At 65.4% G+C, this 24,417-nt stretch carries 20 protein-coding genes; 15 read left to right on the top strand and 5 right to left on the bottom strand.

Annotated features, from left to right (window positions below):
• The first annotated feature begins 104 nt into the window (after positions 1-104).
• Positions 105-2,252 carry a prolyl oligopeptidase family serine peptidase gene (locus EDF71_RS02370; protein ID WP_133855045.1) on the top strand — a complete coding sequence of 716 codons (2,148 nt, stop codon included), beginning with the start codon at positions 105-107 and terminating at the stop codon, positions 2,250-2,252.
• Here EDF71_RS02370 and EDF71_RS02365 read toward each other — a convergent pair.
• Together EDF71_RS02365 and EDF71_RS02360 are read right to left on the bottom strand one after the other, a co-directional pair.
• Positions 2,249-3,559 carry an MFS transporter gene (locus tag EDF71_RS02365; protein WP_133855044.1) on the bottom strand — a complete coding sequence of 437 codons (1,311 nt, stop codon included), beginning with the start codon at positions 3,557-3,559 and terminating at the stop codon, positions 2,249-2,251. The genes EDF71_RS02370 and EDF71_RS02365 overlap by 4 nt on opposite strands.
• 82 nt (positions 3,560-3,641) lie before the next feature.
• Positions 3,642-5,738, bottom strand: coding sequence for a TonB-dependent siderophore receptor (locus tag EDF71_RS02360; protein WP_133855043.1), 2,097 nt, complete (start codon positions 5,736-5,738; stop codon positions 3,642-3,644).
• 328 nt (positions 5,739-6,066) lie between these two features.
• Between EDF71_RS02360 and lnt the strand changes: the two genes are divergently transcribed.
• From lnt to EDF71_RS02325, 7 genes are all read left to right on the top strand, one after another.
• On the top strand, positions 6,067-7,602 hold the full coding sequence (lnt, locus tag EDF71_RS02355) for an apolipoprotein N-acyltransferase (protein WP_243854155.1): 1,536 nt from the start codon (positions 6,067-6,069) through the stop codon (positions 7,600-7,602).
• A gap of 295 nt (positions 7,603-7,897) precedes the next feature.
• Complete coding sequence (gene fabA, locus EDF71_RS02350) at positions 7,898-8,428, top strand: bifunctional 3-hydroxydecanoyl-ACP dehydratase/trans-2-decenoyl-ACP isomerase (RefSeq protein ID WP_208300988.1); 531 nt, start codon at positions 7,898-7,900, stop codon at positions 8,426-8,428.
• On the top strand, positions 8,425-9,645 hold the full coding sequence (gene fabB / locus EDF71_RS02345) for a beta-ketoacyl-ACP synthase I (RefSeq protein WP_133855040.1): 1,221 nt from the start codon (positions 8,425-8,427) through the stop codon (positions 9,643-9,645). The genes fabA and fabB overlap by 4 nt, the downstream gene beginning before the upstream one ends.
• 342 nt (positions 9,646-9,987) lie before the next feature.
• Complete coding sequence (gene glyQ, locus EDF71_RS02340; RefSeq protein WP_116926715.1) at positions 9,988-10,896, top strand: glycine--tRNA ligase subunit alpha; 909 nt, start codon at positions 9,988-9,990, stop codon at positions 10,894-10,896.
• 20 nt (positions 10,897-10,916) lie between these two features.
• The gene (locus EDF71_RS02335; protein ID WP_133855039.1) at positions 10,917-11,447 is read left to right on the top strand and encodes a metal-dependent hydrolase; all 531 of its coding nucleotides are present in this window, start codon (positions 10,917-10,919) and stop codon (positions 11,445-11,447) included.
• Positions 11,447-13,594: a glycine--tRNA ligase subunit beta gene (glyS, locus tag EDF71_RS02330; protein WP_133855038.1), complete on the top strand. Its 2,148-nt coding sequence runs from the start codon at positions 11,447-11,449 to the stop codon at positions 13,592-13,594. The genes EDF71_RS02335 and glyS overlap by 1 nt, the downstream gene beginning before the upstream one ends.
• Positions 13,595-13,679: 85 nt before the next feature.
• On the top strand, positions 13,680-14,240 hold the full coding sequence (locus EDF71_RS02325; RefSeq protein WP_133855037.1) for a histidinol phosphate phosphatase: 561 nt from the start codon (positions 13,680-13,682) through the stop codon (positions 14,238-14,240).
• Between the two features lie 82 nt (positions 14,241-14,322).
• On the opposite strand, the gene hemE is transcribed toward EDF71_RS02325, so the two are convergent.
• Complete coding sequence (gene hemE / locus EDF71_RS02320; RefSeq protein WP_133855036.1) at positions 14,323-15,438, bottom strand: uroporphyrinogen decarboxylase; 1,116 nt, start codon at positions 15,436-15,438, stop codon at positions 14,323-14,325.
• 102 nt (positions 15,439-15,540) lie between these two features.
• A complete protein-coding gene (locus EDF71_RS02315; protein WP_243854137.1) occupies positions 15,541-16,065 on the bottom strand; it encodes a MarR family winged helix-turn-helix transcriptional regulator in 525 nt (174 codons plus the stop codon).
• Positions 16,066-16,294: 229 nt separating this feature from the next.
• Between EDF71_RS02315 and EDF71_RS02310 the strand changes: the two genes are divergently transcribed.
• A complete protein-coding gene (locus EDF71_RS02310) occupies positions 16,295-17,239 on the top strand; it encodes a Bug family tripartite tricarboxylate transporter substrate binding protein (protein ID WP_243854154.1) in 945 nt (314 codons plus the stop codon).
• 78 nt (positions 17,240-17,317) lie between these two features.
• Complete coding sequence (locus EDF71_RS02305; protein ID WP_133855033.1) at positions 17,318-18,655, top strand: sulfatase-like hydrolase/transferase; 1,338 nt, start codon at positions 17,318-17,320, stop codon at positions 18,653-18,655.
• A gap of 6 nt (positions 18,656-18,661) precedes the next feature.
• On the opposite strand, the gene EDF71_RS02300 is transcribed toward EDF71_RS02305, so the two are convergent.
• Complete coding sequence (locus EDF71_RS02300) at positions 18,662-19,216, bottom strand: hypothetical protein (RefSeq protein ID WP_133855032.1); 555 nt, start codon at positions 19,214-19,216, stop codon at positions 18,662-18,664.
• Between the two features lie 343 nt (positions 19,217-19,559).
• Here EDF71_RS02300 and EDF71_RS02295 point away from each other — a divergent pair, with 343 nt between their 5' ends.
• The 5 genes from EDF71_RS02295 (at position 19,560) to EDF71_RS02275 (ending at position 24,277) form a co-directional block, all read left to right on the top strand.
• On the top strand, positions 19,560-20,033 hold the full coding sequence (locus EDF71_RS02295) for a rhodanese-like domain-containing protein (protein WP_133855031.1): 474 nt from the start codon (positions 19,560-19,562) through the stop codon (positions 20,031-20,033).
• A 48-nt stretch (positions 20,034-20,081) separates the two neighbouring features.
• Entirely contained in the window at positions 20,082-21,020 is a 939-nt protein-coding gene (epsC, locus tag EDF71_RS02290; RefSeq protein ID WP_133855030.1) for a serine O-acetyltransferase EpsC, read from the top strand.
• Positions 21,017-21,295, top strand: coding sequence for a helix-turn-helix transcriptional regulator (locus EDF71_RS02285; protein WP_133855029.1), 279 nt, complete (start codon positions 21,017-21,019; stop codon positions 21,293-21,295). Before epsC ends, EDF71_RS02285 begins: the two co-directional genes overlap by 4 nt.
• A gap of 61 nt (positions 21,296-21,356) precedes the next feature.
• Positions 21,357-22,289 (top strand): family 2A encapsulin nanocompartment shell protein, encoded by a 933-nt coding sequence (locus EDF71_RS02280; RefSeq protein ID WP_133855028.1) that lies wholly within the window; start codon positions 21,357-21,359, stop codon positions 22,287-22,289.
• 14 nt (positions 22,290-22,303) lie between these two features.
• On the top strand, positions 22,304-24,277 hold the full coding sequence (locus EDF71_RS02275; RefSeq protein WP_133855027.1) for a family 2A encapsulin nanocompartment cargo protein cysteine desulfurase: 1,974 nt from the start codon (positions 22,304-22,306) through the stop codon (positions 24,275-24,277).
• Positions 24,278-24,417 lie beyond the last annotated feature (140 nt).

Genomic DNA, 24,417 nt, shown 5'->3' with positions numbered 1-24,417 from the left:
GCGAATCCCGGTTCGCTGCCATTTTTTATGGCCGCTCGCTGGGTCTGCCCGGTGTTTGGCCTTATGGGCAGGGCTGTAGCGCAGCCTCCCTAAAATGCTGCTCCATGCCCACGATTCCACACGCCCCCACCCCGGCGCCTGCCGCTGACCCTGCCGCCACGGCAGCCCAGCCGGTTTGGCCCGCCCTGGCCGCCCCGCATGCGGCGCCCCAAGACCACTGGATTGAACAGCTGGGCCGCCGGCGCAATGATGACTTTGCCTGGCTGAAGTACATCCCCGAGACTGGCACGCGCAGCATGGACAACCTGCCCGAGCCCTTGGGCAGCCTGCTGCAGGCCGAGCGCCAGTATGCGCAGCAGATGCTGGCGCCGCTGGCCGCACCGGCGCAGCACTTTTACGATGCGATGGCCGCCCATGTCTGCAGCACCGAGCTGGCGCCGCCTGCCGCACTGCAAGGCTGGGCCTATAGCAGCCAGCCCGGGGCGGGCGGCCAGCGGGTGTTTGTGCGCAGCCATTCGGATGGCCGGGTGCAGACCCTGGTCGACGAGGCCGTGCAATCGCAAGGCCATGTGTACTACCGCGCGACCGACCACCAGGCCAGCCCGGACGACCGCTACTACGCCTGGGCCGAGGACCTGATCGGCAATGACCGCCACCGCATCTGCGTGCTCGACACCCACACCGGCCAGACCCAGGTGCTGGTGGAGAGCGACGCCTTTGGCTATGGCGGCCTGACTTTTTCGCCGTCGTCGCAGGATCTGTTCTGGATCTGGCGCGATGCGCACAGCCGGCCATCGCGCCTCTACCGCAGCGCGCTGCAGGGCGGGCAGCCGGTGCTGGTGCATGAGGAGGCCGACCCGGCGCTCTTCATGCGCGTGGTGCGCACGGCGGCCAATGGCTTTGTGGTGCTGAGCCTGTTCGGGCCGGACACCAGCGAGGTGCGCCTGATTGCTGCCGGCCAGGAGCATGCTGCGCCCCGCGTGCTGCGCCCGCGCGAGCGTGGCATCCGCTATGAGGTCAATGAATGGAATGGCAGCCTGGTGGCGCTGACCAATGCCGGTGGCGCCACGGACCGCCAGATCCTGCGGCTCGACCCTGCGCACCTGCAGCCCCAGCAAACCCTGGCCGCGCACCGCCATGGCGTACCCATCATCAAGATGCAGCCCTTTGCCAGCACCCTGGTGCGGCTGGAGAGAGTCGATGGCCTGCACCAGCTGGTGCTGCTGCAGCGCGACGGGACAGAAACCTCGATCCGCTTTGACGATGCCGCCTACAGCCTGGACCTGCTGCCCGGCCAGCACTGGGATGCCAGCCATGTGCGCATCAAGCACCAGACGCCGGCCCAGCCGCCGCGCTGGCTGGACATCCGCCTGGCAGACGGCCAGATGACCGAGATGGGCCGCGAGACCTGGAGCGGGCTGGACCCGGCCAACTACCGCATCGAGCGCCTGCAGGCCCGTGCCGATGACGGCCAGTGGGTGCCGCTGACGGTGCTCTCGCGCAAGGACATCGATGCCAGCCAGCCCCAGCCGCTGCTGCTGACCGGCTATGGCGCCTACGGCATTGCGCACGAGGCCTCGTTCTCGCTGCCGGCGCTGGCCTGGGTCGATGCCGGCTACCGCTATGCGATCGCCCATGTGCGGGGTGGCTCAGAGAAGGGCCATGACTGGTACCAGGGCGGCTGTCGCGAGCACAAGCGCAACTCGATGACCGACTTCATCGCGTGCGCCCAGCATTTGCAGCAGCTGGGTTACAGCACGCCGCAGCAGATGGTGGCGCAGGGCATATCGGCCGGCGGGCTGCTGGTCTGCGGCGCGATGAACATGCAGCCCCAGCAATGGGCGGGTGTGATTGCGCAGGTGCCGTTTGTGGACATGCTCAACACCATGAGCGATGCCGACCACCCGCTGGTACCGCTGCTGCGCCCGGACTGGGGTGATCCGCTGGCTGACCCGGTGGCCTATGACTACATGGCTGCGCTGTCGCCCTACGAGAACGTGCGCGAGGCGGCCTACCCGCCGCTGCTGTGCACGGCGGGCTTGAAGGATGACCGCGTGCCGTACTGGGAGCCGGCCAAGCTGATGGCCAATGTGCGCCGCCGCTCCACCAGCGCGGCGCCCGCCCTGCTGCTGCTGAACCCGGACAGCGGCCACCAGGAAAGCGACCAGCAGGAGAGCGTGTTTGGCCAGGCGGCGCGCCTCTGGGCTTTTGCCCAGCACTGCGCAACGGCCGGCAAGCCGCCAGCCGTTTAGATCGCCTGACCCGCCTGGGGGCGGCTGCGTTGAAACAGTCCCCAGGCGCACCAGGCCGACACCAGCAGCGCCGGCACGGCCGTGACCGAGATGGCGCTGAGCAAATGGCCCTGCACCACCCAGGTGGAGATAAAGCCCGCCAACAGCGGGCCCAGCGCGCTGAACACCGAGACCACAAAGCTCCACAGTGCAAAGATGCGGGCGCGCAAGGCGGCGGGGGTGAGGTCCTGCAGCATGGTCGGCACCAGCGCATTGGCGGTGCAGGTGATGAAGAGGAAGAGCCCCACCACCACAAAGGCCTGCGGCAGCGATGCAGTGGAGAACAGCATCAGGATGGCCGGGATGGCCAGCAGCGCGCAGACGCCCATGATGAGCGGGCGCACCGCCTGGCCCAGGCGCCGGGCCAGCCAGCGGTCCAGCCAGGCCACCACGGGCAGGCAACCCAGGGTGCTGACCAGCAGGATCGGGCCCATCACCTCGCCAATATGGGCGGGCGTGGCCTCAAAGCGGCGCTCCAGCGCCAAGGCGATCAGCTGGTTGAGGCCTTGCACGGCAATCATCAGGCTGCCGGCAATGCCGACAAAGAGGCCAATGGACTGCCAACGCGCACGCAGAAACTGGCGCAGCGAGGCACCGCTGGCGCCATCGCTGCTGGCGATGTAGCGCGGTGGATCGGCGGTGAACAGGCCCGCCAGCAGCAAGGGCAGGCCGGCGACCGACAGCAGCATGAAGGCCTTGCGCCAGGCATCCATGTCGCCGGGAATCAGCGCAACGGCCGCGCTCTGGATATCACCGGCAAAATAAAAGCCGGCGCTGGCGCCGCTGGAGACGAGCGCCGCAAAACCCAGGTTGGCCAGCACGCGGTGGCGCTGCGGTGCCAGATCGGGGATCATCGAGTAGACCAGCGGCACCATCGCAAACTCGGTGATGCCGGCGGCCGAGCGGCCCAGGAAGAAGAGGGGGAAGTTGGGTGCCAGCGCGCTCAGCACCATCATCGCGGTGGAGGCGGCAATCAGGCAGAGCAGCACGCGCTTGCGCGAGAAACGGTCGGCAAACCGCGCCAGCGGTATCGCCAGCGCACTGCCCACCAGCACACCGGCGAGGCCCTGCAGCGCGCCAATGGCGGCATCGCTGATTGCAAAGCTTTTCTGGATGGCCGACAGCGAGATGGCCTGCAGGCCATAGTCGCTCATCTGCACCCCGGCGGTGAGGCCCAGAAAAACGACCGTCAGCAAAGCACGAACGGACCACTGCGCGGGTCCGGTGTCGGCGGCAGAGGGGGCGGCACTGCCGGAAGAAGTCGTCATGGAGAGAAAGACAGAGAAGAAGCCAATCCAGTGCTACGGGCGCGGCCCGCAGCACTGGCACTATGCATTCAATCTTAGTGGCTTACTTCCACTGGTACTGCAGTTGCACGTCCACGGTGCGGCCACCGCCGTAGTAGCAGTAGAAGTCACAGCCGCTGACATAGGTTTTGTCGGTCAGGTTGCGGGCATTGAGTTGCAGTGCCCATTCGCGGCTCAGGTCGTAGCGCACCATCAGGTCCAGCAAGGTGTAGCCGGAGATACGCTTGCCGGGGCTGTAGCGCTGGTCTTCGGTCTGGCCGTTGTAGCGGGCACCGGCGGCCACCGTCAGCTTCTGGCTGTTGGCCAGGCTCAGGCTGTGGCTCAGCCACAGGCTGACCTGGTTGTCCGGGATCAGCGGCGTGCGCACGGTCTGCGTGGTCGAGATGTCCTGCTTGGAATTGTTGTGCGTGTAGGCCGCCTTGATGGCAGTCGCCGCGCCCAGCTTGAAGTCGCCTTGCAGCTCGATGCCCTTGTTGGTGCGCTTGCCCGATTGGGTCTGGATGTTGGAGGCGTCCGAGATCAGCGCGTTCTTTTCCTTGATGTCAAAGTAGGCGAGGGTCAGGGTGCCGTTGAGCCAGGTGGGCTCCATCTTCAAGCCGATTTCGCTTTGCTTGCCTTCGTAGGGCTTGTAGGTCACGCCTTGGCTGTCCACACCGGCGATGGGCTTGAAGGATTCCGAATAGCTGATGTAGGGCGAGACACCGAAGTCGGTGATGTACATCGCGCCCAGGTTGACGCTGTTCTTGCTCACGTCGTAGGCGGCGTCGGAGCCGCTGACCGAACCCGTGTTCTTGGCTTTGTCATGGCGGAAGCCGGCGTTGAAGTTCCAGTGGCTGCCCACGCGCAGCTGGGTGGAGGCATAGGCGCCCCACTGCTTGGAGTGCAGGCCATAAGGCGTGCCGGTGATGTCGAAAGGCGCGCCGTAGACGGGGTTGAACATGTCCAGGCCCGGCACGAAACCGAAGCCGTTGTTCAGGCCATCGGTGTCGGACTTGAGGTAGTCGATACCGAAGGTGGGCAGCAGCTGGATGCTGTCGGACAGCTTGAGCTTGCCGGTGATGCGGTTGTCCAGGTAATGGCTCTTGGAGGTGCCATCGGTGTAGGTGTAGCCGCGCGACAGCGTGCGGTCACCGTCCGAGCCATAGGCAAAGGTGTTGACCTGGTCCAGATCGAGGTGGGTGTACTTGTAGTTCTGGCTGAACTTCCAGTCGCTGTTGATCTGGTGGCTCAGCAGCCAGCCCAGGCTGGACTGGGTGCGCTTGAGGTGGTCCACACCCGGCTCGCCCGCGTTGAGGCGGCGGTCAATGCGGCCATAAGGCGTATCGGTGATGGTGCCGTAGGCGGGCAGGAAGCCGTTGGTGGGGCGGCCATCTTCGCGCTGCACGCTGCCCAGCAGGGTCAGCGAGGTTTGGGGCGTGAACTCCATCGTGACGCTGGGCGCCAGGTAGTAGCTCTTCATATTGGTTTCGCGCTGCATGCCGTCTTCGCGGCGTGCTTGTGCGACCAGGCGGTAGTACACGGTGCCATCGGCATTGGCGATGTCGTTGTAGTCGATGCCAGCGCCCAGGCGCTTTTGGTTGCCGACTTCGGTGTTCAGCTGCAGTGCGCGTTCCTTCTTGGGGCGCTTGGTCACCAGGTTGACGACGCCGCCGGACTCGGATGCGCCAAAGACGAGCGAGTTGGCGCCCTTGACGACTTCCACCGTTTCCACGCCAAAGATTTCGGGCTTCCAGACAAAGTAGCCATTGGGCGAGGTGGGGGTGCCGTCCAGCGACACCGAGGCGTCAAAGCCACGGATCTTGAACCACTCGACCTTGTTGTCCGCGCCAAAGGGCTCGCTGACCACACCGGCCTGGTACTGCAGGGCCTGGTCCAGCTTGCGGGCACCCAGGGCGTCGATCTGGTCTTTTTGCAGCACAGCGCTGGAGTTGGGCGCGTAGAAGTCCAGGCTTTGCAGATCGTTGACCGAGCCGATGACGGTCACAGTCTCCAACGTGGTGCTGGGGGCGTCGGCCTTGGCATTGGCTGTCGCGGCTTCAGTGGTGTCGGCGGTTTGTGCCAGCGCTGGGGCCGCAAAGCCGATCGCGCCAATGGCCAGCAGAACGGCGTGGACCACCGGGGTGTAGCGTGCGTATTGCATGGTGTTGGGGAGGGAGAGGGTAAGAACGTGAGTGACGGGTAACTAGTTTGTAATTTTATATTGCAATCGATAATTGTTCTCAAATGCATTCTCTTTTGTAGCTGATTTGCCGCATTTGCTAATTTCTATCGGCTGTTGCCGGGCGTCATCGCGCGCTGTCCTTGGGCTCTGAACGCCTGCCCGCTACAGAGGGGGATCGCGTATAGTGCGCCCAGCGGCCGTGCCTGAAGAGCGCGCGGTGGTTCTCCCCCTGCCAAACCCTGATTGACCTGTGCCCGCTTCCTATTCTTCTTTTTCCTCCTTTGAATCCCCCCGCCGCTTTCCCTGGCTGTGGGCCTGCCTGGCACTGGTCGCCGGGGTCTTGCAAGCCTGGTCCCTGGCCTGGCCCTGGCATAGCGATGGTTTTCCTGGCAGCTATGGCCAGCCGCTGTGGTGGCTGCAGCTGCTGTCGCTGGCGGTGCTGCCCGCAGCACTCTTGCGCGTGCAACGGCCCTGGCATGGGGTGCTGATCGGCTGGGCCTTTGCCTGTGCCTGGCTTTGCGCCACCTTCTGGTGGCTGTTCATCTCCATGCACACCTATGGCGGCCTGCCAGCGCCGCTGGCCGTTCTGGCGGTGCTGGGGCTGGCGGCATTTCTGGGGCTGTACTACGCCGTTGTCTGCGGCCTTTTTGTGGCCTGGCGCAGTGAGCGCCTGAGCGGCGCCATGCTGCTGTTTGCCGCGCTGTGGTTGCTGGCCGAGCTCGCGCGTGGCCAGTGGTGGACCGGTTTCCCCTGGGGTGCCGGCGGCTATGCCCATGTCGATGGCCCACTGGCCAGCCTGGCGCCCTGGATAGGCGTTTACGGCATTGGCGCGGTCGCATCGGCTGCTGCGATGTGGCTGGCCGGTCTGCGTGCTGCGCATGTGGCGCGTTGGCCGGGCTATGTCGCGCTGCTGGCAGTGGCCGGGGTGCTTTGGCTGGCCCAGCGCCTGCCCCAGGCCTCGGTGGTGGCGGCGCCCAACAAACCGGTATCGGTGGCGTTGCTGCAAGGCAATATCTCGCAGGGCGAGAAGTTCCAGGCCAGCTCTGGCATTCCGATGGCGCTGGCCTGGTACTCCCAGCAGCTGCAGCAAAGCCAGGCGGACATGGTGATTGCGCCGGAGACGGCCATCCCCGTGCTGCTGCAGCAAACCCCGCATGGCTACTGGCAAGAGCTGCAGCAGCGCTTTGCCAGCGGCCAGCAGGCGGCGCTGGTCGGTGTGCCGCTGGGCGATTTTGAGCAGGGCTATACCAATTCCATGGTCGGCCTGGTGCCCGGCAGTGCCGAGGCCTACCGCTACGACAAGCACCACCTGGTGCCGTTTGGCGAGTTCATTCCGCCGATGTTCCGCTGGTTCACCGATTTGATGCAGATCCCGCTGGGCGATTTCAACCGGGGCGGCATGAACCAGCCCTCGCTGGGCTGGGCGGGTGAGCGCTGGGCACCCAATATCTGCTACGAGGATTTGTTTGGCGAGGAGCTGGCCAGCCGCTTTGTGGACAGCGCGCAATCGCCGACGATCATGGTCAATGCCAGCAATATCGCCTGGTTTGGCGATTCGATTGCGATCGACCAGCATTTGCAGATCAGCCGCATGCGGACCCTGGAGCTGGCGCGGCCCATGCTGCGGGCCACCAACACCGGTGCCACGGCGGTGATCGACCGGGCCGGCGTGGTGCAGCAGATTCTGCCGCACCAAAGCCGCGCCGTGCTGCAAGCGCAGGTGCAGGGGGTGGATGCTGGCCCCACCTGGTTTGCCCAGTGGGCGGGCCGCTGGGGTCTTTGGCCGCTGTGGGGCCTGGGTTTGCTGGTCGTGCTGGGGGCCTGGCTGGGTCGCCGGCGCTGAAAACCAGGCGCTGTGCGCCTGGTGCAGATGCCAGCTTAAGCAGACAAATTACCAGCAGATGACAGCGGCAGCCTGGGCTGTGCGCCATACCGGCATGGCCAAGACGCCCGCCACTGGCAAATGTAATTGCTGTTAAAAAACGCAGATCGCCTGGATTTTGTGCACAAAGCACAGCGCGGTTCACGGCTTTGTCTCGCACGTTCAGGCCCAGAAGCGGGATAATGCGTACCTGCAGGTAGTGGTGCCTGGGCACCATCAGAGAAATGCGGCGGAGTGACCGCCACCAGAAGTTGGACTGACAATGGCTGAATCTTTTTCCTATGAACAACTGATCGCCTCCGGTGAGGGCAAGTTGTTTACCCCTGAAAGTGGCCGTTTGCCACTGCCGCCGATGCTGATGTTCGATCGCATCACTGAAATCAGCGAAAACGGCGGCGCGCACGGGCTGGGAAAAATTGTGGCCGAGCTGGACGTTAACCCGGATCTGTGGTTCTTCAAGTGCCACTTCCAGGGCGATCCCGTGATGCCTGGCTGCCTGGGCCTGGACGCCATGTGGCAACTGATCGGTTTTTACCTGACCTGGCTGCGCCTGCCAGGTCGCGGCCGCGCCCTGGGTGCCGGTGAGGTTAAGTTCACCGGCGAAGTCGGCCCCGACGTGAAGCTGGTAACCTACGAAATCGACATCAAGCGCGTGATCAAGCGCAAACTGAACATGGCCATTGGCGATGCACGATTGCTCGCCGACGGCAAGGAAATCTATGTCGCCAATGACCTGCGTGTGGGGTTGTTCCTGCGCGAGGGCGACGGCAAGGAAAACGCAGCATGAAGCGTCGGGTGGTTATTACAGGAGCCGGCATCGTCTCCTGTATCGGTGTGGGGCTGGAGGCCGTGGAGACTTCGCTGCGCGAAGGCCGCTCCGGCATCGATCACATGCCGGTGTTCAAGGAAATGGGCCTGCGCAGCCAGGTCGCTGGCATTCCGCGCATCAATGTCGAAGACTTCATTGATCGCAAGCAACTGCGCTTCATGGGAGATGCTGCCGCCTACGCACAGATCTCCTTGCAGCAAGCGATTGCCCAGGCAGGCCTGTCACCCGAACAAATCAGCCACCCGCGTACCGGATTGATCATGGGCTCGGGCGGCGGCTCGCCGGCCAACCAGATCGAAGCGGCCGATACCCTGCGTGAAAAAGGCATTCGCCGCGTTGGCCCTTACCAGGTCACGCGCTGCATGGGCTCGACCGTGTCGGCCAACCTGGCGACCAATTTCAAGATCAAGGGCATCAACTACTCGATCACCTCGGCCTGCTCGACCTCGGCGCACTGCGTGGGCGCAGCCGCCCAGCAGATCTCCTGGGGCATGCAGGACGTGATGTTTGCCGGTGGCGGCGAAGAGCTGTCCTGGGGCCTGGCCATCCTGTTCGATGGCATGGGCGCGATGTCCAGCAAGTTCAACGACGACCCGACCAAGGCCTCCCGTCCCTACGATACCGACCGTGATGGTTTTGTCATTGCCGGCGGCGGCGGTGCCCTGGTGCTCGAAAGCCTGGAGCATGCCCAGGCCCGTGGCGCCACCATCCTGGGTGAGATCGTCGGTTTCGGCATCTCGTCGGATGGCGAAGACATGGTGGCCCCGTCGGGCGAAGGCGCTATCGCCGCAATGGCCCAGGCCATCGAAGGCCTGGACGCACCGATCGACTACATCAACACCCATGGCACCTCCACCCCGGTGGGCGATGTGCCTGAGCTGCACGCAATCCGCAAGGTGTTTGGCGACCGCATTCCGCCGTTCTCGTCGACCAAGTCGCTGACCGGCCACTCGCAGGGCGCCACCGGTGTGCAGGAAGCCATCTACAGCCTCATCATGCTGATGAAGGGCTTCATCGCCGGCTCGGCCAATGTGGACCATCCCGATCCCGCCGTGGGCGATATGCCCCTGGTCACCAAGGCACGCGTGGCCGAGTTGAAGCAGGTGCTGTCCAACAGCTTTGGCTTTGGCGGCACCAATGCCTGCCTGGTGCTCAAGCGCTGGGAAGCGGCCTGATCGGCCCGGAGCCCACGGGTCCCCTCTGACAAAGCGCCTTCGGGCGCTTTTCTTTTGGCGGTTGAATAGTGGCCGCTGTGCTATCAAAATGAGATCGCTGATGCAGCGCAGGCGCGGCACCAACACCTTGCAAGCTTGTTAAAACATAGTGCTTGGTGGTTCTGGCCCCTGATGCGCTCGGCTATCGCCGCCCATGGGGCGGCTGAAAGCACTAAAATCAAATGTTTTTGACCGCTTTGCTGGTGCAGACAGGCAGCAAGGCATGCATGCAGTCCGATCTTGTCGCTGCGCGCCCACTTCGCGGGCCGCCAGCAGCAGGCTGCGTCCACCACCAGACTCTCCATGTTGAATTTCCAACAAATCATTTTGAAGCTGCAGCAGTACTGGGCCGACCAGGGCTGCGCGCTATTGCAACCTTATGACATGGAGGTGGGTGCAGGTACCTCGCACACCGCCACCTTCCTGCGCGCCATCGGCCCCGAGCCCTGGAAAGCCGCTTATGTGCAGCCCAGCCGCCGCCCCAAGGATGGCCGCTATGGCGAGAACCCCAACCGCCTGCAGCACTACTACCAGTTCCAGGTGGTGCTCAAGCCCGCGCCTGCCAACATCCTCGATCTGTACCTGGGCTCGCTCGAAGCGCTGGGCTTTGACCTGAAGAAGAACGACATCCGCTTTGTCGAGGACGACTGGGAAAACCCGACCCTGGGCGCCTGGGGCCTGGGTTGGGAAGTCTGGCTCAACGGCATGGAAGTGACGCAGTTCACCTATTTCCAGCAAGTGGGCGGTATCGATTGCAAGCCCGCGACCGGCGAGATCACCTACGGTCTGGAGCGCCTGGCCATGTACCTGCAAGGCGTGGACAACGTCTACAACCTGCAGTGGACCGATGGCCTGACCTATGGCGATGTCTACCACCAGAACGAGGTGGAGCAGTCCACCTACAACTTCGAGCATTCCGATGCGGAGTTTCTGTTCCAGGCCTTTGGCGCCCATGAAAAGCAGGCCAAGCTGCTGATGGAGCAGCAGCTGGCCTTGCCCGCCTATGAGCAAGTGCTCAAGGCCGGCCACACCTTCAACCTGCTCGATGCGCGTGGTGCCATCAGCGTGACCGAGCGCGCAGCCTACATCGGCCGCATCCGCAACCTCGCGCGCGCCGTGGCGCAGAGCTACTACGACAGCCGCGAGCGCCTGGGCTTCCCGATGGCGCCGCGCGAATGGGTGGCGCAGATCCCGCCCAAGGCTGCCGCCTAAACACCCCCGCCGCGCTGCCCATGCCCACGATCTTCACGCATGTCGCCGTACCGGTTGCCGCAGCGCTGGCGCTGGGCAGCCGCCGTGTGCCGCCCAGCATGCTGCTGGTGGGCGCGCTGGCCGCGATTGCGCCGGATTTCGATGGCATTCCCTACCAGTTCGGCAGCGCCGGCAGTGGAATCTGGGCCCACCGTGGCATCACCCACACGGCCTTGTTTGCACTGCTGATGGGCTTGTTTGGCCTGTGGCTGGCGCGCTGGTGGAAAGTGCCGCGCCTGGCCGGCTTTGCCTGGGTGTTTCTCTGCACGCTGTCGCACCCCTTGCTGGACATGATGACCAGCGGCGGCAGCGGCATTGCCTTGTTGTGGCCTTTGAGCTCCGAACGTTTTTTCAGCCCTTGGCGACCGATTGCCGTCTCGCCCATTGCTGCAGACCGCTTTTTCTCGCAGCGCGGTGTGCAGGTCTTGGTCAGTGAACTCTACAACGTATGGTTCCCGCTGCTGACCCTGGGCCTGTCCATCTTCGCGCTGCGCCATACCCGGAAATCCTGATGACTTCCTCTCCCAATCTTCTGGTTGAACTGTTTGTTGAAGAGCTGCCCCCCAAGGCGCTCAAAAAGCTGGGCGACGCCTTTGCCCAGGTGCTGCTGCAGCAATTGCGTGCGCAGGGCCTGGCTGGTGACGGCTCGCAGCTGACGGCCTATGCCTCGCCACGCCGCCTAGCCGCGCTGATCAGCGATGTGCTGCCGCGCGCCGCAGACAAGCAGGTCTCGCAAAAGCTCATGCCGGTGGCCGTGGGCCTGTCGGCCGATGGCCAGCCTACGCCAGCCCTGCTCAAGAAGCTGGCCGCGCTGGGCGCGGACGCCTCGGTGGTGCCGCAGCTCAAGCGCGCCCAGGACGGCAAGGCCGAAGCGCTGTTCTACGACAGCACGGCCGCTGGCGTCAGCCTGGCCGAAGGCCTGCAAAAGGCGCTGACCGAAAGCATCGCCAAGCTGCCTATTCCCAAGGTCATGACCTACCAGCTCGAAGGCAATTGCGAATTGCCCGGCTGGAGCAGCGTGCAGTTTGTGCGCCCGGCGCACGGCCTGGTGGCCTTGCACGGCACCGAGGTGCTGCTGTCGATCGAAGCGCTGGGCCTCAAGGCCGGCAACACCACGCATGGCCACCGCTTTGAAGCGCTGGTCGATCCACTGCTGATCACTGATGCCGACAGCTACGCCAAGACCCTAGCCGAGCAGGGCGCGGTGATTGCCAGCTTTGACGAGCGCAAGGCCGAGATCGTGCGCCAGCTGCAGGCCGCGGCCGAGCGCGTGGGCGGCGGCGTCAAGCCGATCGACGACGAAGCGCTGCTGGACGAAGTGACCGCCCTGGTCGAGCGCCCGCATGTGCTGGTCTGCGCCTTCGAGAAGGAATTCCTCGATGTGCCGCAAGAGTGCCTGATCCTGACGATGAAGGCCAACCAGAAGTACTTCCCGCTGCTGGCGGCCGATGGCGCGCTGACCAACCAGTTCCTGGTGGTGAGCAATATCAGCCCGGCCGACGCATCGGCGGTGACCGGCGGCAACGAGCGCGTGGTGCGCCCACGCCTGGCCGATGCCAAGTTCTTCTTTGACCAGGACCGCAAGAAGACCCTGGCCTCGCGCGTGGACGCGCTGGACAAGGTCGTCTACCACAACAAGCTGGGCACCCAGGGTGAACGCGTGCAGCGTGTGCGAGCCATTGCCAAGAGCATTGCGCAGCAGTTGGGCGCCACCGCGCTGGGTGCCACCCAGCTGGGCAAGCAGGTGGACCAGGCCGCACAACTGGCCAAGACCGACCTGATCACCGACATGGTCGGCGAGTTCCCTGAACTGCAAGGCACGATGGGCCGCTACTACGCGCTCAACGACCAGCTCGATACAGCAGTGGCCGACGCCATCGAAGACCACTACAAGCCGCGTTTTGCCGGCGATGTGCTGCCTCGTGGCGACGTCGGCGTGATCGTCGCACTGGCCGACAAGCTCGAAACCCTGGTCGGTATGTTCGGCATTGGCAACCTGCCCACCGGCGACCGCGACCCCTTCGCGCTGCGCCGCCATGCGCTGGGCGTCATCCGCATGCTGGTCGAAAAGGACCTGCCGCTGGACCTGGACACCCTGCTGGTCAGCACCTTGCCCGCCTTTGGCGACAAGATCGAAGACGCCAGCACCGCGCTGTCCGACTTCATCTATGACCGCCTGGCCGGCAGCCTGCGCGAGCAAGGCTTTGGTGCCCAGGAAGTGGAAGCCGTGCTGGCCTACCGCCCGCAGCGCCTGGCCGATGTGCAAAAGCGCCTGGAAGCCGTGCGTGCCTTTGCCGCGCTGCCCGAGGCACCAGCGCTGGCCGCTGCCAACAAGCGCGTGGGCAATATCCTGAAGAAGGCCGACGGCCCGGTGCGCGCCCGCGTGGACGAGGCCCTGCTGCAAGAGCAGGCCGAGAAGGACCTGTTTGCCGCGCTGCAAACCGTGGCACCCAAGGCCGAAGCCCAGTTTGCCGAAGGCGATTACACCGCCAGCCTGCAGACCCTGGCTGCGCTGCGCACGCCCGTCGATGCCTTCTTTGAGCATGTGATGGTGAATGCCGAAGACCCGGCGCTCAAGGCCAACCGCCTGGGCCTGCTGGCGACCTTGCATGAAGCCATGAACCGCATCGCCGATCTGTCGCGCCTGGTCGCTGCCTGATAAGCTGGATGGGCGCGCCGCCATCGTGCATGGCGGCCGCCCGCCAAGGCCGCGTGCCGCAGCCTGTCTTCTGAGGGAGCCTGTGATGAAACTTGCGATTCTCGAGCGTGACGGTATTGTCGGCCAGCCCGTGCTGGGCCAGCTGAGCGGCCACCAGGACTGGCAGAGCATGCCCGATGCCGCCATCAGCATCGCCCGGCTGAACCTGTCTGGCTGGCATGTGGTGCTGGTGGCCAACCAGCCCGGTCTGGGCCGAGGCCTCTACGACTGCGCCGCACTCAATGACTACCACCGCCAGATGTACAAGGAGCTGGCCACCGTCGGCGCCAAGGTCGATGCGGTGTTCTTCTGCCCCCATCCGCCCGATGACCATTGCGACTGCCTGGACGCCCAGGCCGCACTGCTGCGCCAGATTCTGGACCGCTTCAACATGGAAGCCGGCAAGGTCGCGGTGATCGCCCGCAGCGCCAGCCTGCTGCAGGCCGCTGCCGGCCTGGGCGCGCGCCTGCACTGGGTCTCCGTGCCCGGTGGGCCGGATGCCGAGGCGGCGCTCTGCCCTTCGCAAGAGGCGCAGCAGCATGCCAGCATGGTCCAGTGCACCGAGCACCTGCTGCAGAGCATGCTGGCTCGGCCGCCGCAGGCCTGAGCGTCTGCAGCTCCCACAATGCACAAAGCCCCGCTTGGCGGGACTTTTGCTTGGGCGATGCAGCAGCGCGCAGCCGCCGCCATCAAGCGCGCATCGCACGCGACTGGCTGTGCACCGCTTCCACCAGGGCCGCCACATGCTCGGGCGGAGTGAACTGGCTGATGCCATGGCCCAGGTTGAAGATGTGCGTGGGGCCGGGGCGGCTGGTGTCGGTATGGGGTGTGCCAAAGCTCTCCAGCACATGGCGCACCTGCTCGGCAATGCGCTCGGGCGGTGCAAACAGCACATTGGGGTCGATATTGCCTTGCAGCGCCTTGCCGGGGCCACCGGCTTCGCCGCCGACGATGGCACGGGCCTTGCCGAGGTTGGCGGTCCAGTCCAGGCCCAGCACCTCGCAGTCCAGATCGCGCATCTCGGGCAGCCAGATGCCGCCGCCCTTGGTGAACACGATGCGGGGCACATCGCTGCCATCGGCACCGTGGCGCTTGAGCTGGCTGAGCACGCGCTTGGTGTAGGCCAGGCTGAACTGCTGGAAGGCACCATCGGCCAGCACACCGCCCCAGCTGTCAAAAATCATCACGGCCTGTGCGCCGGCGTCGATCTGGGCGTTGAGGTAGGCGGCCACGCTGTCGGCATTCACCTCCAGGATGCGGTGCATCAGATCGGGGCGGCTGTACATCAGCGACTTGACCTGGCGGTAGTCATCGCTGCCCCTGCCTTCGACCATGTAGCAGGCCAGGGTCCAGGGGCTGCCGGAAAAACCGATCAGCGGCACCCGGCCATCCAGCGCACGGCGGATGCTGGTCACCGCATCGAACACATAGCGCAGCTTGTCCATGTCCGGCACGGCCAGCGCCTGCACGGCGGCTTCGTCGCGCACCACCTTGGCAAAACGCGGGCCTTCGCCTTCGGCAAAGGACAGGCCCAGGCCCATCGCGTCGGGCACGGTCAGGATGTCGCTGAAGAGGATGGCAGCGTCCAGCGCAAAGCGCTCCAGCGGCTGCAGGGTCACCTCGGTGGCGTAGTCCACATTTGTCGCCAGCCCCATGAAGCTGCCAGCGCGTGCGCGCGTGGCCTTGTACTCGGGCAGGTAGCGGCCCGCCTGGCGCATCAGCCACAGGGGGGTGTAGTCCGTCGCCTGGCGGCGGCAGGCGCGCAAGAAGGTGTCGTTGGTCAGCGGTGCAAATGTCGTGCTCATGGGCAGGGATTGTCGCGCAGTTGCCGATGCCTGGGCAGCGATGCCGGTTTGCCCGGGTAGGGTATGGATCAAAGTTCGCGCAAATCGCGCCCCGGCGGTGGCTCAGCCGAGGTGGTTCTGGCGGTGGCCGGACTGGCGCGGCGGAAAGGCGGCATCGCTGGCTTCGTCCTGCGCGGCCAGGTTGGCCTGCTGCTGCAGGCTGTGCAGGCTCTGGTCCAGCTGCTGCAGCGCATCGGCGTCGAGCGCAGCCACCAGATCGGTGTTGATGCGCCGCACCTGGGGCAGCAAAGCATCATGCAGGCGCTGGCCGGCGGGGCTCAGCTGCAGCGCGGCGCGGCGGCGGTTGCTGGATTCGGTGGATTTGTGCAGCAGGCCCTTGGCCTGCATCGAGGCAATCGCGCGCGAGATGCGGGCCCGGTCAAGTTCGAGCAGATCGGCCAGCTGCGAGGGCTGCAGACCGGGCTGGCGCGCCAGCCACATCAGCACCCCCCATTCGCGCCGGGTGATGCCGTAGTGGCGCTCGCACAGCCGCGTGACCAGCCGGCCCGCCGAGGCGGTGAGCTTGGCCAGGCGGTAGAGCAGCAGGTCGCTGGGCTGCTGCGGATCGGCGAGGGGGCTAGGCGGCACTGCGGGTAAATCCGGGCGATGGTTGATTAGAACAATTGTGCCCTGGTTTTCTACAGTGCAGGCATGCTGCGCTGGCGCTTGTGCTGAAGCTGAAAAAGCTTATGCCTTTAGGCTAGATCAAACGCGGCACCATAGAGGGCATGGGCCTGCTGTTGCGGGCCCTTGTTCATAAGCATCGGAGACTCTCCCCATGGTTCAACGTCGTCATTTTCTCGGCCAGTCCGCAGCCATGGCTGCCTCGGTGCTGGCCACCACCTCGTCGCTGTGGGCCTTGCCCGCGCAGGCCCAGGACGGCGTGCTGCGCATCATCGTCGGCTACCCACCCGGTGGGGCCACCGACCGTGTCGCGCGCATTGTGGCCGACAAGCTGCAGGCCAGCCTGGGCAGCACCGTGATTGTGGAAAACAAGGTGGGCGCTGGCGGCCGCGTGGCTGCGCAGTTTGTGAAGAACGCCCCCGCCAGCCAGCCGGTGCTGATGCTGGCCAACCCCGCCGTCATGGTGGTGGCGCCGCTGGTGGTGAACAACCTGGGCTACGACCCGGAGCAGGATTTTGTGCCGGTCAGCGAAGTCAACCGCTATGTCTTTGGTGTGGCCGTGGCCAGCGCCGTGCCGGTCAAGGAGATGAAGCATCTGCTGGCCTGGCTCAAGGCCAACCCGGCCAAGGCCAATATCGGCGTGCCTGCCACCGGCAGCCTGCCGCACTTTTTTGCACTGATGCTGGGCCAGCAAGCCGGCGTCGAGGCCGAGGCGGTGGGCTACAAGGGCTCGGCGCCCCTGCTCACCGATCTGATGGGCGGCCAGGTGCCGGTGGCCGTCGACACGCTCGACACCCTGGTGCAGCAGCACCAGGCGGGCAAGCTGCGTCTGCTGGCCGTCAGTGGCGATGCCCGCAATGCTGCCGTGCCCGATGTCCCAACCCTGAAGGAGGCGGGTGTGAACCTGTCTGCCGCCGGCTGGAACACCTTTTTTGCGCCCCAGTCCATGCCTGCCGCCCAGGTGCAGCGCTATGCCGCCGCCATCCACAAGGTGATGCAGGATCCTGAAGTGCACAAGCAGTTTGCGACCAACTACCTGGACCCGGTGGCCAGCACCTCCGAGCAGACCGCCAAGGCGCTGCAGGCCTACAAAAAGCAGTGGGCACCGGTGATCCAGGCCTCGGGCTACAAGCCCTGATCCGTTTTCCCCTGAACTGCCAGACGCAGGCGGCGCACCGACCAGGTGCCAGCCTGCCATGACTGTGAGCGAGACCCCGTGTTGAAACGACCGAACATCATCTTTATCGTGGCCGATGACCTGGGCTACGCCGATCTGGGCTGCTATGGCGGCCGCCATGCCAGCTTTGGGGCCGTGTCGCCGCATATCGATGCGCTGGCCGCCGGGGGCCTCAAGCTGACGCAGGGCTATTCCAACTCGCCGGTCTGCTCGCCCACGCGCTTTGCGCTGATGACGGCGCGCTACCAGTACCGCCTGCGCGGTGCTGCCGAGGAGCCGATCCGCACCGCCACGCGCGGCAACCCGGACCTGGGCCTGCCGCCCAGCCACCCGACCTTGCCATCGCTGCTGCGCGAGGCAGGCTACCGCACGGCCTTGATGGGCAAGTGGCACCTGGGCTACCCGCCGCATTTCAGCCCACTTAAATCCGGCTATGAAGAGTTCTTCGGGCCCATGTCGGGCGGGGTGGATTACTTCAGCCACTGCGGTGCCAACGGTCAGCATGACCTCTGGTTTGGCGAGGCCGAGCGCGAGCAGCCCGGCTACCTGACCGACCTGATCAGCGACTACGCGGTGGACTACATCGACCGCATGGCGGCCGGCGCACAACAGGACAGCCCCTTCTTTTTGAGCCTGCACTACACCGCGCCGCACTGGCCCTGGGAAACCCGGGACGACGAGGCCTTGTCGCGCGAGCTGGTCGAGAACAAGCAGGCCATCTACCACCTGCATGGCGGCAATATTGAGAGCTACCAGCGCATGATCCACCACATGGACGAGGGCATTGGCCGCCTGGTGGAGCGCTTGCAGGCGCATGGCCTGGCGGACGATACCCTGATCGTCTTCACCAGCGACAACGGCGGCGAGCGCTTCTCGGACAATTGGCCGCTGGTGGGCGGCAAGATGGACCTGACCGAGGGCGGCATCCGCGTGCCCTGGGTGGCCCACTGGCCGCGTGTGATTGCGCCTGCGGGCGAGAGCCGCCAGACCTGCATGACCATGGACTGGAGCGCCACCATGCTGGAGATTGGTGGGGCGACCGCCGCTGCCGACTACCCCTGGGACGGACAGTCACTGCTGCCGCTGCTGCAGGACGTGGCCTGGCAGGACGACCAGCCCCTGTTCTGGCGCATGAACCACCGGGGCCAGCGCGCCATGCGCGATGGCGACTGGAAATACCTGCGCGTCGATGGGGTGGACTATCTGTTCAACCTGCGCGCCGATGAGCGAGAGCGCGCCAACCTGGCCACTGTGCTGCCGGAGCGCCTGCAAGCCATGGTGGCGGCCTGGGAGGCCTGGAACGCCAGCATGCCGCCGATTCCGGGGGATGCGACGGTGAGCCTCTGCTACACCGATGCCGACATGCCCCAGCGCTGAACACCGTCACTGGGCCGCTTGCGGCCCAGTGTCTTCTTCATCGTCTTCAGGAATCGCCGCAAAGCTGATGCCGCCGAGCAAGGCCATCACCAAGGCAAACAGGTAGACGGCGTTGCTGATACCCAGGCTCAGGCTGTAGCCCCAGGCGATGACCGAGCACCAGATGCTGTCCTTGTACTGGGCCGCGCAGCCGGATTGGGCGGGCATGTGCACATACCAGATGACGGCCACCGCAGCGAAGGCCAGCGCGACGACGACACCCAGCACATTGCGGTGGTAGCGCAGCATCGCAATCAGCGAGAGCGGCACCAGCGCGCCCCAGACAAACATCATCAGCCAACTGGCTATGGGGGCCTGGGCCAGCCAGCTGGACAGTGCCGACCAGTGCAGCTGCGTCTGGATCAGCTCCAAGCCGTCACGGACCAGCGGCAGCACCAGCGCGGCCAAGGCTACGCATAAAAGCACAATCCCCAGGCAGATCCGCTTGGCGCTGAAATGGCGCCGGTGGTGGTCTTCGCTGGGGGTGGAATGCAGTCCATGCTCATGGGTGATGACAGCCATCTTTGTCTCCTGGTGGAGGCTGTCATTGCGGGCTGTCAGCACCTTGCGAAGGGCCCACAGCGGGCATTGCAGCCCTGTTCTAAGGAACCGCATGCACGATGTGGCCTGTTGCAATGCGGCGGTCAAGACGCAGAAGACGTTGGCTGATGGGCACAGCGCGTCTGCTACACCTTGTTTTCAATATAGACCTATTCAAAAGCTCTGGCTATAGGCGCAAGCCTTGGGCGGCTGGCTGCGCATATGTGAAAACTGCATGTGCAAGCGCATTTTTATTCGTGTCCCTGCAGCGCCTGGCGGCCTAAATTGGTGGCTATCCCCATCCATTTGACCGTAGAGGCTTTTTATGACGACAACCGATACCAGCCTGCCTGAAGTGCTGGAGACGGCCTGGAAAGCGGCGCAGGACCAAGCGCTGGGCTATGCCGGCAGCGTGCCCCCGCTGGCGGCCTGGCCGCTGGTGCAGCAGCAACGGGCGGTGCTGGTCGATGTGCGCTCGGCCGAGGAGCGCCATTTTGTCGGCCATGTGCCCGGCAGCATCCATGTCCCCTGGGCGACCGGCACGGCGCTGACCCGCAACCCCCGTTTTGTGCGCGAGCTGGAGGCGCGCCTGGCGGCACACGGCGGCAAGGAAGCCGTGGCCCTGCTGCTGTGCCGCAGCGGCAAACGCTCGGTGCTGGCAGCGCAAGCGGCCGAGGCTGCCGGCTTTCGCCATGTCTTCAATGTGCAAGAGGGCTTTGAAGGCGAGCTGGACGCGCAGCAGCAGCGCGGCCATGGCAATGGGTGGCGCTACCACCAACTGCCCTGGGTGCAGGACTGACGCCCTGACCCATACACAAGCGCTTTGATCCTCCCACGAAGGTATGCCATGACCACCCCTTTCCCCATCCAAGAAGTGGCCGCACAGTTGGCCGAGCAGCGCCGCCATTGGCGTGATTCCCACCAGCGCAGCCAGGAGCCCGGCGGGCGCGAGTTCCCCTCGCGCGATGCGCTGGCGCAGACCCTGGGTCTGCTCAAGGGCGTGCTGTTTCCGATGCGGCTGGGCCCGCATGATTTGCTGCAGGAGAGCGAAGACTTTTATGTGGCCCATGCGCTGGATGCCGCCTTGCACCGGTTGCAGACCCAGATTGCACTGGAGCTGCGCTACACCCAGCGCAGCCCGGCGGGCACCGAGGAGCAGGCCCAGGCACTGACGCGCCAGTTTGCGCTGGCCTTGCCCGGCATTCGCCGCCTGCTGGATAGCGATGTGCAGGCCGCCTACGAGGGCGACCCCGCCGCCCGCACCGTCGACGAGGTGCTGCTTTGCTACCCCGGCGTGCTGGCGCTGATCCACCACCGCATTGCCCACCAGCTCTATGTGCTGCAGCTGCCGCTGCTGGCCCGCATCGTGGCCGAGCTGGCGCACAGCGAGACGGGCATCGACATCCACCCCGGCGCGCAGATTGGCGAGGGCTTTTTCATCGACCACGGCACCGGCGTGGTGGTGGGCGAGACGGCGGTGATCGGCCGCAAGGTGCGCATCTACCAGGCCGTCACCTTGGGCGCCAAGCGCTTTGTGCAAACCGAACAAGGCCATCTGCAAAAAGGCCAGCCGCGCCACCCGATCGTCGAAGACGGCGTGGTGATCTATGCGGGCGCGACCATTCTGGGCCGGGTGACCCTGGGCGCGGGCGCCGTCATTGGCGGCAATGTCTGGCTGACGCAGAGCGTGGTCGCCGGAGCCCATGTGACCCAGGCATCGTTGCAGGCCGCTGCGCAGCGCCCGCGCAGCGAACCCGCCTTGCCCGCTGAGGAGGCCGCGCTATGAATGATTTTTCCCACCATTTCGGGCTGGCCGTGCGCCGCTCGCGCGAGGCCATGGGCTGGTCGCAGGAGCAGCTGGCCGCGCAGGCCGATCTGAACCGCTCCTATGTCGGCGAGGTCGAGCGCGGCCAGGTGGCGGTGTCGCTGGCCACCATCGGCAAGCTGGCCCAGGCGCTGCAGGTGCCGCAGTCCACCTTGGTGCTGCGCGGTGAGGAACTGCACCAGCACTACCTGGTGCGGGCCCAGCACATGCAGCGCTTGGCGGCGATAGCCGGTTGAGGCCAAAGCGCCGCAAGGCGATGATTTTCCTGTTCATTCACACGCGCAACCGGAGAGAAATATGACAGCGAATGTAGGCGGCACGACCGCATTGGGCGACAGTGCTGCACGGCAGTTAGCCAACGCCACCAAGACCGTTCCCCAGCTTTCCACCATCAGCCCGCGCTGGCTGACACACCTGCTGCAATGGGTGCCGGTCGAGGCCGGTATCTACCGGCTCAACCAGGTCAAGAACCCCGAGGACATCCGGGTGGCCTGCACCGCCAAGACGCATGAGAACCAGCTGCCGCGCACCTTCGTCGAGTACGAGTCGCAGCCGCGCGAGTTCTTCCTGAACGCCGTCAGCACCGTGCTGGATGTGCACACCCGCGTCTCGGACCTGTACAGCAGCCCGCATGACCAGATCAAGGAGCAGCTGCGCCTGACCATCGAGACCATCAAGGAGAACCAGGAAAGCGAGCTGATCAACAACCCTGACTACGGCCTGCTGGCCCAGGTGACCGAAGAGCAGCGCATCTTCCCGCTGACCGGTGCGCCCACGCCCGATGACCTCGATGAGCTGCTGACCAAGGTCTGGAAGGAGCCGGCCTTCTTCCTGGCCCATCCGCTGACCATTGCCGCCTTTGGCCGCGAGGCCACGCGCCGGGGCACCCCACCGCCCACCACCAGCCTGTTTGGCTCGCAGTTCATCACCTGGCGCGGTGTGCCGCTGATCCCCTCGGACAAGGTGCCGGTAGCCGATGGCAAATCCAAGATCCTGCTGCTGCGAGTGGGCGACAAGCGCCAGGGCGTGGTCGGCCTGTTCCAGCCCGGCTTGCCGGGCGAGCAGGGCCCAGGGCTGTCGGTGCGCTTCATGGGCATCAACAACCATGCGATTGCCTCGTACCTGATCTCGCTGTACTGCTCGCTGGCGGTGCATACGCCCGATGCGCTGGCCGTGCTCGATGACGTGGAGATCAACAAATACCACGACTATCCCGATACCTACAAGTGAGCAAAGGAGCCGCCATGGTTTCCGCCGTATCCGGCCTGCCCGAGCCATCGGGCGCGCCCATCTCCACCGAGCTGCTGGCGCAGCTGGCCACGGCGCTCTGGGCCGAGCGGCCTGCGGCGCCGGCGGGCCTGCCGCCCGGTGTGCAAGCACCTGTGAACATCGCGCCACCGGGCTCGCCACTGGCCAGCCCGGCTGGCCTGGGCCCCAGCGTGCCTGGCACCCCCATCCCTGCCGGCCTGCTGCCGGGCAGCAACCTGTTGCCGGCATCGCCGACACCAGCGCTGTCGCTGGCCCACCGCGCCCCCGCCTTGCTGCCCCATGCCGCGGCAGGCAATGGCGTGCCCGACACGCTGCACAGCGCGCTGCCCGCCTATGAGCCGCGCCTGGGTGGGCTGGTGCAAGGGGTGCCGCCGGTGGCTGCAGCGCCGGCCACTGTACCCAGCACAGTGCCAAGCGCAGTGCCCGCCGCTGCCAGTGGCTATTACTTTCTGGATGCGCCGGCAGCCGCCGCGCCCGGCGATGCGCCATTGCAGGCGCTGGCCGACCAGGCCCGCCATGCGGCGCCCGACCCGCATCTGGACGGCATCGATCTGCGCGGCCCGCGCGCGGCCGATGTGCCACCGCTGGGCCAAGCGCTGCAGGCGCCGGGCGCTGCGCCGCAGTACTACTTTGTGCATGCCGTGCAGCTGCCCAATGGCTTTGTCACACCGGCCAAAGCGCATCCCCATGCCGATGCGGCGCCTGCGGCCGCACAGCAGGACCGCCATCCGGGCTTTGACATCCAGGCCGTGCGGCGGGATTTTCCGATTCTGTCCGAGCGCATCAACGGCAAGCCGCTGGTCTGGCTGGACAATGCGGCCACCACGCACAAGCCGCGCCAGGTGATCGAGCGCATCAGCCATTTCTACGCGCATGAGAACTCGAACATCCACCGCGCGGCCCACACCTTGGCCGCGCGGGCGACCGATGCCTATGAGCATGCGCGTGAGGTGGTGCGGCGCTTTATCCATGCGCCCGATGCGCGCGAGGTGATCTTTGTGCGTGGCACCACCGAGGCCATCAACCTGGTGGCCAAGGCCTGGGGTGGGGCGAATGTGGGCGAGGGCGACGAAATCATCATCAGCCACCTGGAGCACCATGCCAACATCGTTCCCTGGCAGCAACTGGCAGCGGCCAAGGGCGCCCAGCTGCGGGTGATTCCGGTCGATGACCAGGGCCAGATCCGGCTCGATGAGTACCAGAAGCTGATCAACGACCGCACCAAGATCGTGGCCATCGGCCATGTCTCCAACGTGCTGGGCACGGTGGTGCCCGTCAAGCAGGTGGTGGAGATCGCCAAGCGCCGGGGCATCACCACCTTGATCGATGGTGCGCAGTCCATTGCGCACACCCCGGTCGATGTCCAGGACCTGGGGGCGGACTTCTTTGTCTTCTCGGGCCACAAGATCTTTGCACCCACCGGTATCGGCGTGCTCTGGGGCCGGCGCGAGGTGCTGGAGGCCATGCCACCCTGGCAGGGCGGCGGCAACATGATTGCCGATGTGACGTTTGAGAAAACCGTCTACCAGCCCTTGCCCAACACCTTTGAGGCAGGCACCGGCAATATCGCCGATGCAGTGGGCCTGGGCGCGGCGCTGGAGTATGTGGAGCGCATCGGCATCGCGCAGATCAGCCGCTACGAGCATGCGCTGGTGGACTATGGCATGGCGCAGCTGGCCAGCATTGCGGGGCTGCGCCTGATCGGCACCGTGCCCGGCAAGGCCAGCGTGCTGGCCTTTACCTTGGATGGCTACAGCACCGACGAGGTGGGCCAGGCGCTCAATGCCGAAGGCATTGCTGTGCGCACCGGCCACCATTGCGCGCAGCCCATCCTGCGCCGTTTTGGGGTTGAGACCGCCGTGCGACCCTCGCTGGCCTTCTACAACACCTTTGACGAGGTCGACCAGCTGGTGCGGGAGGTGCGCAAGCTCGCGGCGCGGCGGCGCTGAGCGGCGGGTCTTTCAGCCTTGCAGCAACGAAAAGCGCCGGTCACAACTGAACTGACCCCAAGAAGTTGGACAGTTGAATGTTAGCGGCTCAAGGCCTGAGTTCGGTACTCCACCGGGCTCAGGCCTTTTAGTTTGAGCTT

It is taken from the genome of Comamonas sp. JUb58 (assembly GCF_004364775.1).
Taxonomy (GTDB): Bacteria; Pseudomonadota; Gammaproteobacteria; order Burkholderiales; family Burkholderiaceae_C; genus Comamonas.
Note: the sequence above shows the minus strand (reverse complement) of the source record. Positions and strands in the feature narration are given on the sequence as shown.

Coding starts and splice junctions, on each gene's coding strand:
- EDF71_RS02370 (WP_133855045.1), top strand. CDS start 105: ATGCCCACGATTCCACACGCCCCCACCCCGGCGCCTGCCGCTGACCCT.
- EDF71_RS02365 (WP_133855044.1), bottom strand. CDS start 3,559: ATGACGACTTCTTCCGGCAGTGCCGCCCCCTCTGCCGCCGACACCGGA.
- EDF71_RS02360 (WP_133855043.1), bottom strand. CDS start 5,738: ATGCAATACGCACGCTACACCCCGGTGGTCCACGCCGTTCTGCTGGCC.
- fabB (WP_133855040.1), top strand. CDS start 8,425: ATGAAGCGTCGGGTGGTTATTACAGGAGCCGGCATCGTCTCCTGTATC.
- glyQ (WP_116926715.1), top strand. CDS start 9,988: ATGTTGAATTTCCAACAAATCATTTTGAAGCTGCAGCAGTACTGGGCC.
- EDF71_RS02335 (WP_133855039.1), top strand. CDS start 10,917: ATGCCCACGATCTTCACGCATGTCGCCGTACCGGTTGCCGCAGCGCTG.
- glyS (WP_133855038.1), top strand. CDS start 11,447: ATGACTTCCTCTCCCAATCTTCTGGTTGAACTGTTTGTTGAAGAGCTG.
- EDF71_RS02325 (WP_133855037.1), top strand. CDS start 13,680: ATGAAACTTGCGATTCTCGAGCGTGACGGTATTGTCGGCCAGCCCGTG.
- hemE (WP_133855036.1), bottom strand. CDS start 15,438: ATGAGCACGACATTTGCACCGCTGACCAACGACACCTTCTTGCGCGCC.
- EDF71_RS02310 (WP_243854154.1), top strand. CDS start 16,295: ATGGCTGCCTCGGTGCTGGCCACCACCTCGTCGCTGTGGGCCTTGCCC.
- EDF71_RS02300 (WP_133855032.1), bottom strand. CDS start 19,216: ATGGCTGTCATCACCCATGAGCATGGACTGCATTCCACCCCCAGCGAA.
- EDF71_RS02295 (WP_133855031.1), top strand. CDS start 19,560: ATGACGACAACCGATACCAGCCTGCCTGAAGTGCTGGAGACGGCCTGG.
- epsC (WP_133855030.1), top strand. CDS start 20,082: ATGACCACCCCTTTCCCCATCCAAGAAGTGGCCGCACAGTTGGCCGAG.
- EDF71_RS02285 (WP_133855029.1), top strand. CDS start 21,017: ATGAATGATTTTTCCCACCATTTCGGGCTGGCCGTGCGCCGCTCGCGC.
- EDF71_RS02280 (WP_133855028.1), top strand. CDS start 21,357: ATGACAGCGAATGTAGGCGGCACGACCGCATTGGGCGACAGTGCTGCA.
- EDF71_RS02275 (WP_133855027.1), top strand. CDS start 22,304: ATGGTTTCCGCCGTATCCGGCCTGCCCGAGCCATCGGGCGCGCCCATC.